General features: G+C 56.6%; 7 protein-coding genes. 1 reads left to right on the top strand and 6 read right to left on the bottom strand.

Annotated elements, in window-relative coordinates; genetic code table 11:
• Positions 1–53: 53 nt before the first annotated feature.
• Positions 54–4,574 (bottom strand): S-layer homology domain-containing protein, encoded by a 4,521-nt coding sequence (locus D3P09_RS15260; RefSeq protein WP_120111663.1) that lies wholly within the window; start codon positions 4,572–4,574, stop codon positions 54–56.
• A gap of 245 nt (positions 4,575–4,819) precedes the next feature.
• Here D3P09_RS15260 and D3P09_RS15265 point away from each other — a divergent pair, with 245 nt between their 5' ends.
• Positions 4,820–6,817, top strand: coding sequence for a DUF4832 domain-containing protein (locus tag D3P09_RS15265; RefSeq protein ID WP_120111664.1), 1,998 nt, complete (start codon positions 4,820–4,822; stop codon positions 6,815–6,817).
• Positions 6,818–8,072: 1,255 nt separating this feature from the next.
• Here D3P09_RS15265 and D3P09_RS15270 read toward each other — a convergent pair.
• The 5 genes from D3P09_RS15270 to D3P09_RS15290 form a co-directional block, all read right to left on the bottom strand.
• Positions 8,073–9,362 carry an extracellular solute-binding protein gene (locus D3P09_RS15270; RefSeq protein ID WP_120111667.1) on the bottom strand — a complete coding sequence of 430 codons (1,290 nt, stop codon included), beginning with the start codon at positions 9,360–9,362 and terminating at the stop codon, positions 8,073–8,075.
• Positions 9,359–10,930: a response regulator transcription factor gene (locus D3P09_RS15275; RefSeq protein WP_120111669.1), complete on the bottom strand. Its 1,572-nt coding sequence runs from the start codon at positions 10,928–10,930 to the stop codon at positions 9,359–9,361. Before D3P09_RS15275 ends, D3P09_RS15270 begins: the two co-directional genes overlap by 4 nt.
• A gap of 54 nt (positions 10,931–10,984) precedes the next feature.
• Positions 10,985–12,781: a sensor histidine kinase gene (locus tag D3P09_RS15280; RefSeq protein WP_120111671.1), complete on the bottom strand. Its 1,797-nt coding sequence runs from the start codon at positions 12,779–12,781 to the stop codon at positions 10,985–10,987.
• Positions 12,782–12,877: 96 nt separating this feature from the next.
• Complete coding sequence (locus D3P09_RS15285) at positions 12,878–14,671, bottom strand: glycoside hydrolase family 66 protein (RefSeq protein WP_120111673.1); 1,794 nt, start codon at positions 14,669–14,671, stop codon at positions 12,878–12,880.
• A 46-nt stretch (positions 14,672–14,717) separates the two neighbouring features.
• Positions 14,718–15,551 (bottom strand): carbohydrate ABC transporter permease, encoded by an 834-nt coding sequence (locus D3P09_RS15290; protein ID WP_120111675.1) that lies wholly within the window; start codon positions 15,549–15,551, stop codon positions 14,718–14,720.
• Positions 15,552–15,559 lie beyond the last annotated feature (8 nt).

The following is a 15,559-nucleotide window of genomic DNA, read 5'->3' on the forward strand; positions in this document are numbered from 1 at the left end:
AACCGCTAATGCGCATGAAAAAGGCAGGCCCAGCGGCCTGCCTTTCCCGCGTATCAAGGCAGAAAATACTGCAGCAATTGCGCAGCTTCCGCTCTTGTCGCCCCCTTCACGGGTCTGAAGCTTTCATCCGGATAACCGCGCATATACCCGGCATCCGCCAGCAACCGGACGGCATCAAGCGCCCAATCGCTAATCAAGTTTGCATCTGCGAATGAATCTGAAGGATTTTTTTGCGCCAAATTTATATCCAAATAATTAAGCGAACGAACGACTATCACGGCGATCTCTTCGCGCGTAATGTAAGCATTCGGCTCGAAGCGGCCGTCGGCTTTGCCGGATAGAATTCCGGCTGCCTGCAAGGCTGATACATGGCCGCGATACCAAGCGCCCTCGTCAACATCGCCAAATGACGTTCTTGCCGTTTCTGCAAGGCCGAGAGCGCTGGCAATCCACGCAGCGAACTCCGCCCGCGTGACCGGCTGAGCAGGCGCAAACGTCTCTGCTGTCGCGCCTTTGACGATGCCTTTCGCCGCAAGCCGCTTCACGGCGTCAAGCGCCCAATGGCTTTGCGGCATATCCGCAAACCGCTTGTCATAGAGCAGCGCAGCGTACGTGCCGGACGCATTCGCTTCGAACGTCCATCTGCCATCCTTGAAAGTCCCGCCCTCATAGCTGATCGTCCCGTCAGCAAATCGGTATACACCGGACAACGCGCCAGCGTCCGCAGAAGGCACGGATTGTGCCAGCTCCAACCGCACAGGCGCGGCAAACTCGCCTAATTCGACCCGCTCTCCGCTACCCTTCTGCAGAGACAAGCCGAATACAAGTGTCCGGCTAAGCTCATGGAGACTGGCATGCTCCTTCTCTCCGGCAGCCGCCCAGTCCGCGCCGTTCTCCTGGCGGAACTGGAACAGCAGCTTGGCCTCGGAATCACCGTCAGCCAGCTCCCGAAGCTGGGCGATCAGCTCTGCCGGCAGCTCTGCCGCAAAGCCGTCTCCATGCAGCTCAAGCGCATATTGCTCCTTCCCGCTCCATACGGTCAGCGGCACGATGACCTTCGATTTGCCTTCGGAGATAACAATGGCCAATTTGTTCTCGCCGGACAGGGCAGGCGAATCGACATGCTGCTCGTCAGGCGGAGGCGCCACACTCCCGCCGCCTCCCCCGCCGGAGCCTGACCCGCTGCCCGCAACCTGGATCTGGCCGATCCGATAGCTGCCATCCGCTTCTCTGCCTTCGTTCGCCAGACGAATGCCCGGCTCTCCCGTCTCGGGATCGAGAATCGCGACATTCAAAGCATAGCTGCCTGCAGCCAAGCCACCAGGCAGCTTGAGGCTGGCGGAAGCTTCTGTTCTTCCCGGCAGCCATTGTCTAATATCTGAGTTCTCTGCTGTTGCTTTAGCTGCAACCTGACCGTTATTATCGACCAGTCGAAGCTCGAGCGGCCAATCGAAGTAGAAAGGCGCCACCCCTTTGTTGTTCCACAGCATCGACAGGTTAAGCTCTCCGCCCGGGACTGCGGAGCCGGTCAGCTTTGCCGCTTCCAGCACAAAGCGGTAGCCCATCAGCTTGTGCATCGCATCGATGTTGCGCTGCAGCTCCGAGCCAAGCGGAATATCGCTTGGCGCAGCTGGTCCCAGCCACGACGTGTGGCTTTCGCGCGTTTGACGCAGCGTCTCCATAATGGCATCGTCCCTCAGCCACTTGGCCGGATTGCCTTCGGCGAACTCTCCACCGGAGAACGAATGCTTCCAGAAATCAGGCATTGCGGAAGCTGCCTGCTTCTCGGCAGGATCGTCGCCCGCATCGACAAATTCGCCGATGCCTGCCCAGCCGTTCTTCGACCAGCCCAGCCATTCATTGGTCGAAGACTTGATGCCGAACACGTCGTTGAACAGACCCAGGTTATGCTCGTTTGCAATCGGGAACGGTTTTCTCATGCCGATCTTTTTGTCTGTAAAATAGGCCAGATAATGTCCGACATATTGATCCGATACGCTCAAATTCGGGAACACGCCGGAGCCTGCCGGCCATGTATGCCATTCGCCCCAATGCCCAAGGCTCCCGAGCTGGATATATGCAATGCGCGGATCGTTGTTGTAGCGCTCCGCTACCGCTGCAATCAAACGCTCATGCTCTTCGAGCAGCAGCTCGCTGTTGTAGTTCGGACTGAAGCCGGCGCCAATCTCCACGGTGTTATACCATACCCCCGCATCGCCTTCATCCGCCAGACTATCATACAGCCAGTCCGGGATGTCCAAATGCGCAGGGTCTGAGGTCGGAAGATCAAGCACGATCCGCAGATTGACCCGTTTGCCCGACTGCGCCCAGAAGTCGAACTGGTATTTCTCCTCGACGCCCGCCCAGTCGAACTGCCCGCGCACCGGCTCCAGCTCCCTCCAGGAGACGCCTGCATAGACAAGACTATGCGGCTGCGCGTAGCTTTCGCCGTCCGGCTTACTTTTGTCCTTCGCCCACGGCACCCAGCCAGCGTACGGATTGTTCAGCACCTCGAACGATTCCTTGGGAAAGAACATACCTTGCCCGCCCGGATGAGCGATTGTGCTGTCGACCGCCAGCGCCGAATCGCCGGCAAGCGGGAGCGGCAGCGCATTTCGGCCCACGTAGCCAATCTTGATGCCGCTGTTCGCCGTCGCGCCGATATCGGACAAATACAAGTACATCTCGGCCGTTTCGCTTGTCACGTTCGTATAGACAGGGCCGCGCGCCTCCCATTCGCCTTCGTCGTAAGCGTATAATATGCCTCCACTCACTTTGTAGTCCATGCCGGCGTCCGGCCAGCGCTCGCTTGAGTAGCCGGTTGCGGCATTGCCGTCGCTGTCCAGGAAATAGTCATTGTCAAGATTCAGCTGATTGCCTGACACAAGTGTATACAGCTTACGGTCGTCGCGCACCGCCCGCAGCTTGGTGACGAAGCCGGAAGGAGACGCGCCAATTGCAATATCCGCCCAATCATCCTCCTGTCCGTCTACCACAATTTCCGCCGTAGTTGCTTTCAGCGCGATGGCGGCCGGATCGCCTGCGGTATCAGGCGCCGCCTGTGTATTAGACAGGAACGCCACATTAATGCCATCCGCATCCGATAGGCCAAGTACACTTAACGGGATGCTCCATTCGATAATCTTGTCCGCGCCTGTGCCTGCGCGGGCGTAATCGAATGCTGTACCGGTATCGTTCCATGCCCAGCCGCCATCCGCGGTGCTTTCATAGAGAAGGCCGAATTGGACCAGATACTCCGCGCCAAGCGTATTCGCCCATGCCCATGAGACGCTGCCTGTCGCCGGATTGCGGTCGGCATCGATCAGAATATGCTCCCATATGCCATCGGCAAATTCATTCGTATCGATCGCCCCTCTGATCAGCATATGAAGCGAGCCGCCCGATACATGGGCATAGATCTTGGTGGAATCGCCCTCAGATGCCGCCAGCTGCTCCACACCTGCCCACTCCGAAGGATCGCCGTCCGCTTCGACAGCTATGGACAGCGGAACTTGCACATAAGCGGGATCGCCTGCAGCATCAGGCGCCGCCAGCGTGTTGGACAGAAAAGCGACATGAATCGAAGTCGGCTCCTCCAGTCCCAGCGCCTCCAGCGGGACCGCCCACTCGATCACTTTGCCCGCGCCGGTGCCGGAACGGGCATAATCGAACGCTGTGCCCGTGTCGTCCCAGCTCCAGCCGCCGTCAGCCGAGCTCTTGAACAGCGAACCCGATTGCACAAGGAAATCCGCGCCAAGCGTATTCGCCCATGCCCATGAGACGCTGCCGGTCGCAGGATTGCGATCGGTATCGATCAGAATATGCTCCCACAGCCCGTCCGCAAATTCATTCGTGTCAACCTGCCCTTCGATCAGCATATACAGCGTCCGATCGTAGATGTTGGCCTTAATGGTCGTGGATCCGTCGGCCGTCACCGCAAGCGGGGACGCTCCTGCCCAATCAGCAGGATCTCCGTCGACGGCAATCGCTCTGCCCTCGCTTGCTGGCACCCCTCCTGCTGCAGCCTCTACGGTCAGCATGGCTCCTCCCATCTCCGGCAGCATGCTCGCCCCGTCCTCGACATAACCGACCCTCAGCTTGCCGGATGCGGCGAGTCCAAGCTCGGACAGGCTAATGCCGAATTCGGCGAAGCCTTCCTCATAAGCCAAGGCTGCCGGCGAGACGGGCGTCCAATCCACGCTATCGTAACGGTACAGCCCTCCGTCCGACACCTTGTAGTCAATGCCTCCGCCATTGCTCCACAGCCCGGAGCTCCAGCCAGTGTACGCATCATTGTCGCTGTCGATGTACAGCACGCCTCCTTCGGACACTGAATTCCCTTTTACCGCTACATGCAGCGAATCACCCGTTTGAAGCGCTTTCAGACTTAACAGCCCATTAGCCGCTGCCGCCTCGTCATAAGCGATGCTCTCCCATTCCTGCGGCGTACCCGCAAACGGTGGCGTTATACGGCTCCCGCTCCCGCCCGCGCCCTGCGCGGACAATCCCGGGATGTGAAACAGCCCTGCCAACAGAAAAACAGTAAGAGCTATCGATAATTTCTTGGACCTCATGGCAAATCCCCCTTTCAAATTTCGATAAATTTGGCGCAAATATTACGCAAAAATAGCATAAGTTGCCTGATGTTTCTTTGTCAATCCAAAAAAATAAAACCGTTTTTTATAGGCGTGAATTTGCCCGCCGCTGAAAAAATTAAGATAAATAGGGGATTTACAAACGCTCAGACCGCCACTTATAATCTCTACTGGAACCGCAAATTCAAGAAAATTTGCGCCAAATACAATATCGGAGGTGCTTCATGGATCAAATGAATTCATCCTCACCCGCATTGCATGAGCAAACGCGGCATCCGCTCAAGGCGTATGCCCGGCTGCTGCTAGCCTTGCTGCTGGCATTCGGCAGCCTGGGCGGAATGGCTCCTGCCGCGAAAGCCGCCACCTTTTACCCCGCCGAGCTGAACAGTCCGCTGAACAACCCGTTCAAGGGCTGGGCGCCGCGGGCCGAAGGCGGTCCATACGCGCAGTCGCACAAGCTGGTATATGCCGGGGTCACCTGGAAAGAGCTTGAGCCAACCAAAGGCGTATACGACTGGGCGGGCATCGAAGCCAAATACAAATTCAGCTACTGGAGAAGCCAAGGCGTACGCATCGTGTTCCGCCTGCTGCTCGACAGTCCTTCCGGCGTGGCCCATCGCGATATTCCGGACTGGCTGTACAACGATATGATTGCCCAGGAAGGAACAGCGGGCAAGCCTTACCAGGATAATACCGGCGGCATGGGAACCGGCAACAACACCGGGTTTGCGCCTAACTACAGCTCACCCTACCTCATCGCGCGCCACCAGCTCCTCATCAATGCTATCGCGAACCGCTATTATACGCAGGACGCCCCTATCGCTTTTGTCCAGATCGGCTCTCTCGGCCATTGGGGCGAATTTCACAGCTGGCCCTATGTCGGCCCGAACAATGAGCAGAATTATACCGGCGTCTTCCCTCCGAACTCGATATCCAACCAATACATCCAGCACTATATATCCGCATTTCAAAATAAAACCGACCGCATCCAGGTGATGATCCGCCGCAGCGTACAGCTGGCCGTGAACAACCAGCTTGGCATGTTCAACGACATGTTCGGCGACCAGCCTAGCTTCGATTCGTCATGGGGCTGGTACACCGGCACCCAGAACGGCTATTGGGACGATATCGGACAACAGCAGCCGGCCTATGCGAATTTCTGGAACAACGCGATCTCCGCAGGCGAGTTCTACGGCGGCGCGTCCGGGCTGCAGGCCAGCCTGACAAGCGGCGCGGGCTTCAACGAGACGATGCGCCAGCTGGAGCTTAGCAAACCAAGCTGGCTTGGCCCCAATTCGCCGGCGTCATACGCGATCGGCAATCCGTACCAGGCGAACATGGATGCGCTGGAGAAGCGGATGGGCTACCACTTTGTAATCAAGCAAGCCGTGCATGACGCTTCAGCCCCGCAAGGCGGCACCCTGCCCGTCGCGCTGACGGTCGAGAACAAAGGCGTTCAGCACTTCCCGTTCAACTGGCCGGTCGAGCTGCAAATCCGCAGCGGTTCTACGATCCATGCCAAGGCGACAACCTCGATTCAGCTTAAAAACTGGAAGACCGGCACATACACGCATAACGCGTCGATCGCCATTCCATCCGGCCTCCCGGCCGGCAGCTATACCGTAGCTGCGGCTATTCTTGACCCGGCCACGAACGCGCCAGCCGTTGATTTCGCCAACGTAGGCCGGCTCAGCGACGGCTCGTTCCCGATCAGCACGCTGAACGTGACGTCCGGCGGCGGAGTCACGCCTCCGGCCATTACCGTAGACGGCTCGGCATCGGATTGGAGCAGTGTTGCGGCGATTGCCAGCGGCAGCAGCTCCGTCGCCGCTTTGAAGGGCTTGAGCTCAGGCAATAACCTGTACCTCCTGGTCCAGGGCAGCGGACTGACCGATACAGGCGCATTCTACATCAACGCCGACAACAATACGGCTACCGGCTATAATGCGACGGGCTGGCCTAGCAGCGGCGCCGATTATTTGCTGGAGAACAACGTTCTGTATCAGTACACCGGCAGCGGCAACAGCTGGTCCTGGAGCCAGGTCGCCACGCTCGGGACCGGACAATATGCCAAAAACGCTTCTGTCGTCGAGATCGGACTGCCGCTTACTTCGATCGGCGCTAGCTCGGGCCAGACGGTGCGTGTCGGCTATATCCGGAACGGCTCCGCTACGGAACGGCTGCCCGCGCAAAACGCCGCTTTGCCGGCAATTTCCCTCTAGGAGGTACGGATCATGTTCGCTGGAATGAAGCTAAAGCGGCTTGCCTTCCTGCTGAGCCTGGCGACACAATCACGCTTTGCTTCCTGAAAAACAATTCCGCCACGGAGCGACTGCCCGGTCCTAACCTGTCGTTCCCGGCAGCTTTGCATGGAGGACACCTCCATGCAAAGCTATTATTATCTGGCAAAAGCTAATAGTTGCCACGCCGCACACAATTAAGCGTTTCTTGCACAACTAATCTCCTCAAACACACCCGTTTCAATCTTCTAAGCACTCTTGGCACCGCTAGACGCCCAAAAACCCTGGTTTCGCACTTCTAAGCACTCCTTGCGTCACTAGACACTCAAACACAACCGTTTCGCACTTCCAAGCACTCCTAGCGTCACTAGACGCCCAAACACACTTGATTCACACTTCTAAGCGCTCCTTGCGTCACTAGACGCTCAAACTCACCCGTTTCGCTCTTCTAAGCACTCCTAGCACCGTTAGACGCCCAAACACAACCGTTTCGCACTTCTAAGCACTCCTGGCACCGCTAGGCGACTCAAACCCGCACGTTTCGCACTTCTAAGCACTCCTGGCACCGCTAGACGCCCAAACACACTTGATTCACACTTCTAAGCGCTCCTTGCGTCACTAGACGCTCAAACTCACCCGTTTCGCACTTCTAAGTACGCCTGGCACCGCTCGACGCCCCAAACACACCCGTTTCGCTCTTCTAAGCACTCCTGGCACCGCTCGACGCCCAAAAACCCTGGTTTCGCACTTCTAAGCACTCCTGGCACCGCTAGACACTCAAAAAACCCCGTTTCACTCTTCTAAGCACTCCTGGCACCGCTAGACACTCAAAAAACCCGGTTTCACTCTTCTAAGCACGCCTGGCACCGCTAGACGCCCAAACACAACTCTTTCACACTTCTAAGCACGCCTGGCACCGCTAGACGGCTCGAACACACCCATTTCCCTCTTCTAAGCACTCCTGGCACCGCTAGACGCCTCAAACACAACCGTTTCACTCTTCTAAGCACGCCTGACACCGCTAGACACCTAAAACCCACCCGTCTCGCACACTTAAGCGCCCCCTATACCACTATCCCCCGCCAATCACACTTCTCGCGCATTAAACCTTTTATTACTCTTCCATCCCCCTCCAGCTCCCCTGATGCACCAGTTGCCTTGCACAAACACACACATCAAAAAGCGGTTAACCGGAGCCACGCTCTCGGTCAACCGCTGTTCCCTCATGCCGCATACTCTACGACGAGCCTAGCAGCGCATCCATCTTCCGCGCAGTTTCATCCAACGTTGCTTTGACATCTTTGCCGCGAATGAACAGGTCCTCCATAGCCGTGTCGTACAGCTTCTCGATCTCGTTCCACTGCGGAATCGACGGCCGGTAAAAAGCATCCTGGATGCCCTCCATATAGGGCGCAAGATATCGATTGACCGGAAGGTCAGAGGCTTTGCCCTCATCGAACGCTTCTGTATTAACGGGAATCAATCCCGCTTCCATCAGCTTCAGCTGCGTATCCTTGCGGGTCATCCAGCTCATAAAGATCCATGCCTCCGGCTTGTTTCTGGCGCTTTTGGTCATAACCAGATTTTCGCCGCCTATGATGGAGCGATACTCACCCCCGCTCGGGAACGGCGCAGGCTTCGTGCGCTCCAGCAAATTAACGTCTACCCCCGCGCTATTGAGCAGAATGCTGTAGTACCAAGGCCCCTCGTCCATCATAAGAAAGCGCTGCGACAAATATACCTCCCGCCACAAATCCGCGCCGGTCTCCAGCAGTTGGGGATTAAGGACGCCCTCACGGAACATTCGGAGCAGCTCTTCCATCGCCGCGATGCTCCGTTCGCTGTTGAAATACCCTTCCGTCCGGGTAAACGCCTCATCCGCAAGCTGTCCCCCTGCGGCAAAAAAATACGGCAGACTGTTCCACAGTTCAATGCCCGACATGCCCAGCGAATACCCGTTGTCCTCCGCCAGAGCGGCAAGCTCCGCAAAAGAGGCAGGCGGCTTCAACACCTGAAGCTTCTCTAGCAGCCTCATATTATACACAGCCGCTTTGGTCGTGACATTCAGCGGCAGGCCGTATACGTGGTCCCCGTAGCGGTTGGTGTCCAGCATTTTGCCGCGCAGCTGCTCCGACACTTCCTCGAACATCGGCATCGTCTCGATGGGATGCAGCAGCCCTCTTTGCGCAAAGACCGGAATCCAGGTGTAGTCCATCCGAATAATGTCGGGCGTCTTGCCTGCCGAAGCGCGCGCAAGCAGCGCAGCGTGATATTCCTGGTTATGCGTCTGCCTGACGGATTCAATGAGAATGCCGGGATGCTCCGCCTCGAATGCAGGCAAAATCTCTTTCTCGAACAGAAGCGTCTCCTCGTCGCTGTACGTATGCCAAATGACAATCCGCTTCTGGGGCTCCTCGCCAAGCCGCTTCACCGAATCCGGATCGTCGATGATGGAATTGCCCAAGCAGCCCGGCAGCATAAGAAGGAGCACCAAAGCAGAGAACCACCGCGAAGCGGCCCGCCTCATGACGGCTCCTCCTCTCGCGTCAATGAGCTCGCGGGAAGCGCCAATCGCTCGCGGTACTCCATCGGCGAGCAGCCGGTCAGCTTCTTGAACAGCTTGCTGAAATATTTTACATCGTTGAAGCCGGATTGCTCCGCCACCTCGTATACCTTCAGCTCCGTGCCGCCAAGCAGCTCCTTCGCCCGCTGCACGCGCAGCGTAATGACATAGTCGATAAAGTTCTGTCCGGTTACCTTCTTGAACAGGATCGAAAAATAGTTTTTGCTCACATGCACATAATCGGCTACCTGCTGAAGCGTCATCGATTCCAGGTAATGCCCGCGAATATATTCGAGCGCCTTGTCGATCGGATGGTGAGAGCCCGGCGCATCGAAACCCGCGATACGCGCCTTGCGCAGCTCGCTAATGCCGGATTGCAGCGCGGTGCACAGCTCCCCAAGCGATTCGGTCTTGAACAGCCGGTCGAAGGACTCGACCAGAGCATAAGGATCCGCTTGCTGCTTGAACATGATTGAGAGCACCCGGCTCGCCTCTTCCTTCAGCGCAAGCGGCGGACAGCCGCCCTGCTGCCAGTCGGCTCGCCATTCTTCAAGCATCTCCGCCAGCCTGTCGTCGCTTACACCTTCATTCGCCCGGTACAATACCGGAAGCCGCAAGCCTTCACGCCTTTCGGCGTCCGAGAGCTGGTAGCGGTAAATGCCGCTCCCCCAGAAAAAACCGCGGTCCGAAGCCAACTTCCCGTGCTCGAACGTCTCGCGGATCGCAGCCGCACCGCGTCCCCAGGTATATCCAATCGTGACGCTTGCCCCGACCTCTTCCTCCATCCTCGCTTTCAGTTCCGCAAGCCGTTGTCCCGCATCATCGCCAGATGCGGCAGGCAGCAAGAGGAACAGCTCATGCTCTCCCGTCTGCACGCTTATGCCTTCAGGCTCCGCAGCATACACCGCATCCGTCAATTGCTCCAGCAGCACGGACTTGAACAAATAGCCCTGCTGCTCTTCAATGGCAGACACCCCGTTCAGCACAATCGCCAGTCCCCAATAATCGCCAGCAACCCAGGCAGGAAACTCGCCGCCTGCAAGCAATCCGCGCTGCTGGAGCAACAGGCGCTTGAGCTCCCCTTCCCAGCGCTTGCGCTGGCGCGCCGCCTCTTCACCGTCCGTGCCTGGACGAAGATCCTTTGACCGCTCTTCTTTCTCCAGCATCGCCAGACAGCGCCGAACCACCTGCTGCAGATCCTCCGACTCCAAGGTATGCTTCAGGATATAGTCGGCTACGCCCAGCCTGAGGCCTTCCCGAACATATTCGAAATCGTTATGGCTGCTCACCAATATTACCTTAGTCGCAGGATGCAGCTCCAGCACCCGCTTCGTCAAGGCCAGACCGTCCATGACCGGCATCTTGATGTCGGTGATCAGCAGGTCGACCGGCTCCTCCTCAATCAGCTGCAGCGCCTCCGCACCGTTGGCGCAATCGCCCGCCAGCTCGATCCCTTCCCGGCTCCAATCGAGGGATGCCTTGATCCCAAACCTTATGATGGGCTCGTCATCTACAATGATGGCTCTCCACATGATGCTCCTCCTCTCTGACCGCCGCTTCGCCTAGCTTCACCCGATTGCAAAAAATCAGCCTTTCCCATCCGGGACCAGCACAATCCTCGCCAGCGTGCCGCCTTCCTCCCGTGCCTGGATCGATACGCCCGAGCCTCTGCCGAAGTAAAGCCGCGTACACTCGTAGACATGCTGCAAGCCGATGCCGGTATCGCCGTCTTTGACCGCCCGCTCGACCGATTCCTGCACTTTCTCCTTGCCGGGCAGCAGACCGATGCCGTCATCCGTTACCGTAATGACCGTTGCTTCACCCTCTCGCGCCACCTCGATCTCGATGTCGCCATCGCTATCCTTTGGCACAATGCCGTGGAATATCGCATTTTCGACCAGCGGCTGAATAAGCATTCTTGGCACCAGCAGCTTCGCCGCCTCATCATCGCTGCGGATCGTCAGCCGGAATTGCCGGTTATAGCGCATCTCCAGAATAACCAAATATTTTTCGATAATATCCAGCTCTTCGGCGATCGTCACAAAGTTGCCCTTGCGTCCCATATTCGCTTCAAGCAGCCTGGTCAGCGCCGATATGCCCTCGTATGCCCGCTCGGACTGGCCGTATTTGATCAGCCAACGAATCGTGCCCAGCGTATTGAACAGAAAATGAGGGTTGATCCGATGCACGGCCGCCCGCAGCTCCGCCTCCTGCTTCAGCCGCTGCTCCTCCGTCACCTGCTGCATCAGCACATTGATGTCGCCGATCATTTTATTGAACTGATGGCTCATTAGGCCGAACTCATCGTTGGTATCCACATCCGTCCTTACCGTCAAATCGCCTTTCTGCACTTGGCGCATGCCGCGGGTAAGACGTTTGACTGGCTGCGTAACCCGGCTTGCGATAACTAATCCCACACCTATGCCAAGCAAGGTGAAAACACCAAATGAAAGCAAAATATTGCGATGCAGCGCACTGAGCCGATCTGTAATTTCATGCACCGGCACAGTGCCGACAAGCAGCCAGCCGTTGCTAAGCGTCTGCTTCACGCCGTAATAAGGCACCTCGTCATGCTTGAATTCAAACTCGATATGGGGATCATCCATGATATGGCCGAGCAGCTCGCCATTCCCTACCGTCTTCCCTATCCGCTCCGTCTCGGAAGCGACCATAATCCGGCCCGCTTCGTTGACGACCAGAAAGCCGCCCGTTTCGCCCAGCCGCATCTCATCGATCTTATCGATCACCTTCCGGCCATTGAGATTAACAAGAATATATCCGATCGTCTCGCCGCTCGTATAGTCTTTGACTGCCCGCCCGATGGGAAGAACAAGCTCCGTATTGTCGCCGCCGCTGCTCAGCTGGTCCGCCCGGATCTCATTCCAGACGAGACCGCCCTCCAGCCCTTCCGCCTGCTTCGCCCAAGGCTGCTCCTGCACGTAGTAACGCGCAAGCTTGATGCGGGAAAATGTGCCGCTGCCCCAGCCCGTCTCGTGATCCTTAAGCACATATACGATATTGACGAAGGAGCTGGAGTAGACGATATTGTTCAAAAAGCTTTTCATATATTCCTCGTTCTCCCGCCACAGCAGCAAATCCGCGCCGCTTGCCGGCTGATTCGCAATCACATGCCGCACTCTGGGATCGATATAGATCATATCGGACACGTCGCTGCCCGCATTCAATATAAACGACAACGAATCGGCGCCTTGCTTGGCGATTTGAACGGAGGCTTCGCGCACGTTTTGCTTGACCGTAGAGTTGGACACGACATAGAAGGAGAAGCTGGTGAACAGCGTCGGGATTAGAATAACGAGAACAAACGCCATAATCATCTTGGTCGTAAACGACATGCGCAGCCGCTTCCGCAATTTCTCGGTCATGCTTCTCCCCCCCTTTGTTGCCTTAGTATACAACGCTGAAGTGGCATTTGTCCGAAGGCGCCGCAAAGACGCCCCGACAGGGCGCCTTTGATTACATTAATATTCCAGAACAACCATATTCCAATACTTCAGCTTAGGCAGCGTTACCGTCAGTTCGCCATCCTTCTGCGTGAAGTCCAGGCCGACAGCCGAGCCGCCGTAATGATCCGGCGAAGCAGTCCATACCTTCTTCACCTTGCCGTCCGCCTTCACCGTCAGCTTGATGTCCGCAATTTCCTTTGGCTCGGCCTGCGACGCCTTGTTGTCCTGCCATTCCATCGTCGTCGCGTCGGTGAAATTGATAAGATGCAGCATGGTGCGGCCTTGCGCTTCCTTGGCAAAGCTCCATACTTTGCCGCGCTCCGGCATAGCTGACAGCTCAGTTCCCTCTGCCGCTGCAGCATCCAGCTCCTTGTCGGCAGTTCCGTCGCGCAGCAGATTTTGGTAGGCGGTCAAGAAATCGTAATAGGAGACCAGCGAAGTCTCCAGCTCATCCGGTATGCTCAGATTGCGGTTCGGAAAATATTCCTTGGCCAGCATGTTTTCGCCCAGCTCCAGATGGGAGCCCCCGGAGGCGAAGATTACGGCGTTCGTCAACAGGACGCCCGGCGTATTGAATTCCCCTCTGGAGTCGGCATGGTCGTAGTTCATGTAAGCCGCGAATACCGTATTCAACGACCCCGCGCTGTACTTCAAGTTCTGGTCTACAATTTCCTTCAAATTGCGGTATTGCGGGTGAGCGTCCCATACCTCCGTATACAGGAACTTGACGGGCGTCTTCGCAATATAGCTCTGGCCGAACTGGCCTACGGCGTTCATGACATAATCGACATCAATCGCTTTCTTGGCCGCATTCATGAATGGCACGTACGTCTCCGGCAAGTTGAGCTTGCCGGCATTGCCGTCATACAGCACGCCGCGGTCGCCAAGCTGGTCGACATGCCAGCCGTCGAACGGCAGATGCTTGAACGCATCCTTCTCCTTCGCGAACAAATACTTCTGCCATTCCTCATTCGCCGGGTTCATCAGCATAATGTCGCTGGCCCAGCTCTCCGGCAGCGGATGGCGGTCCTGGCTTGTCAGCAGCGGGTCTTTGAACAAGCCCCATTCCCGCTTCACGCCGTCCTGCTCCGCATCTTCAAATGCGCCGAAGAGCAGATTATAGTTCATCGCCTTCATATTCCGGCTATGGGCCAGATCGATATAATTCTTCACCGTATCATAGGATACGAGACGATTGGCAATCTCCGGCCACTGGCTTGCCGGCTTGTCGCCGTCAAGCTTCAGCGGAATATGATGCTTCCACTGCCAGTCGTAGAACTGAATGCCGTTAATGCGGAAGCGATTAAGCCGTTCGATCGTATTCTCCTGCTCACCCGCATCCATCGTCATAAAGTCGGCCAAGTAGCCATACCTTGGGAACTTGCCCCAGTCCGATGATACATCGACGGCAATGTTCGTATGATCGACGATCTCTTTGCCCTGCCTCAAATAAATCTCTGCCATGTAGCCCTTATAATCAGCAGACTCCGGCTTCCATTCCCACTGCACCTCCGCAGCTGCTCCGTCCCATTTCACCGTCGACTCGCTTACCGTCTCATCGAGATGCTTATAGCGGATTATCACATCGCCGCCTTCTTCCGACGGATTCATCGACAGCGTATACTTGACCGGATCGCCGGGGCTGTACCTAGCCTTATCCGTCGTGACATAGGCGAGCAAGCCGGCGTCGCCTGCCTGCTCGGGCGCCAGGGCCGGCTTATCGGCGAGGCACCCGGACAGCAGACCCGGGATTAACAGTATGCCGACGCAGACCGCCGCTGTTTTTTTGCGAAAAACATGTCCAGGCATGGATGGTCTCCTTGTTTGTTGGATTCGTTGTATCTGATGCGCTTGATTAACCCTTAACGCCGCCTTCATTGTAGCCGGATTGCACGAATTTCTTCTGGAACGTAATGTACAGCAAAATGACTGGCAGCAGGGCAATCATTGAAGCTGCGAATACTTGGCCGTAATTGGTTGAATATTTGTCATTGAACATCAGGATGGCGATTGGCAGCGTACGCATCGCCTCGCTCTTGATCAGCGTGAGCGCCAGGAAATATTCCTCCCACGTGCCCTGGAAGATGAAGATCGCCAGCGTGCCAAGCGCAGGCAGCGATTGCGGCAGGTAGATGTTCCAGAAGATGCGCCAGTTGCCTCCGCCGTCGATCAGAACGGATTCCTCCAGCTCCTTCGGAATGCTCTCGAAAAACCCGCGCAGGAAAAAGACGTTGCCGATGACGCCGCCCGCAATATAGACAAGCCATAAGCCGCTGTACGTGTTGACGAGTCCCATATCCTTGATGATGACGAATTGCGGAATGATGTTAATGACGCCCGGAATGAACATGGTGAGCAGGAAGATCCGGAAGACCAGCTCTTTGCCCGGGAAGGTGAATCTCGCAAAACCATATGCGGTCAGCGCGCCCAGGAAGAGCGAGCCGACCATAGCAACCGAGGTAACGATCACGCTGTTCATGAAATAATTGACGAAGTTATTTTTGTTCCAAACGGTAATGTAGTTGGCGAAGTTGACTTTGACCGAAAATACTTGCTCCGGCTTAGGCAGCGTATTGGTGCCCTGGAAGAAGGTCGTCAGGATCATATAGATGAACGGGAAGACGAAGAGAAGAGCGCCCGTTATGATGACCGCATAGACGACGATCTTGTTGATTAGCGATGTTTGCATAGGCGATC

Origin of the sequence: Paenibacillus pinisoli, assembly GCF_003605435.1 — a bacterium.
GTDB lineage: Bacteria > Bacillota > Bacilli > Paenibacillales > Paenibacillaceae > Pristimantibacillus > Pristimantibacillus pinisoli.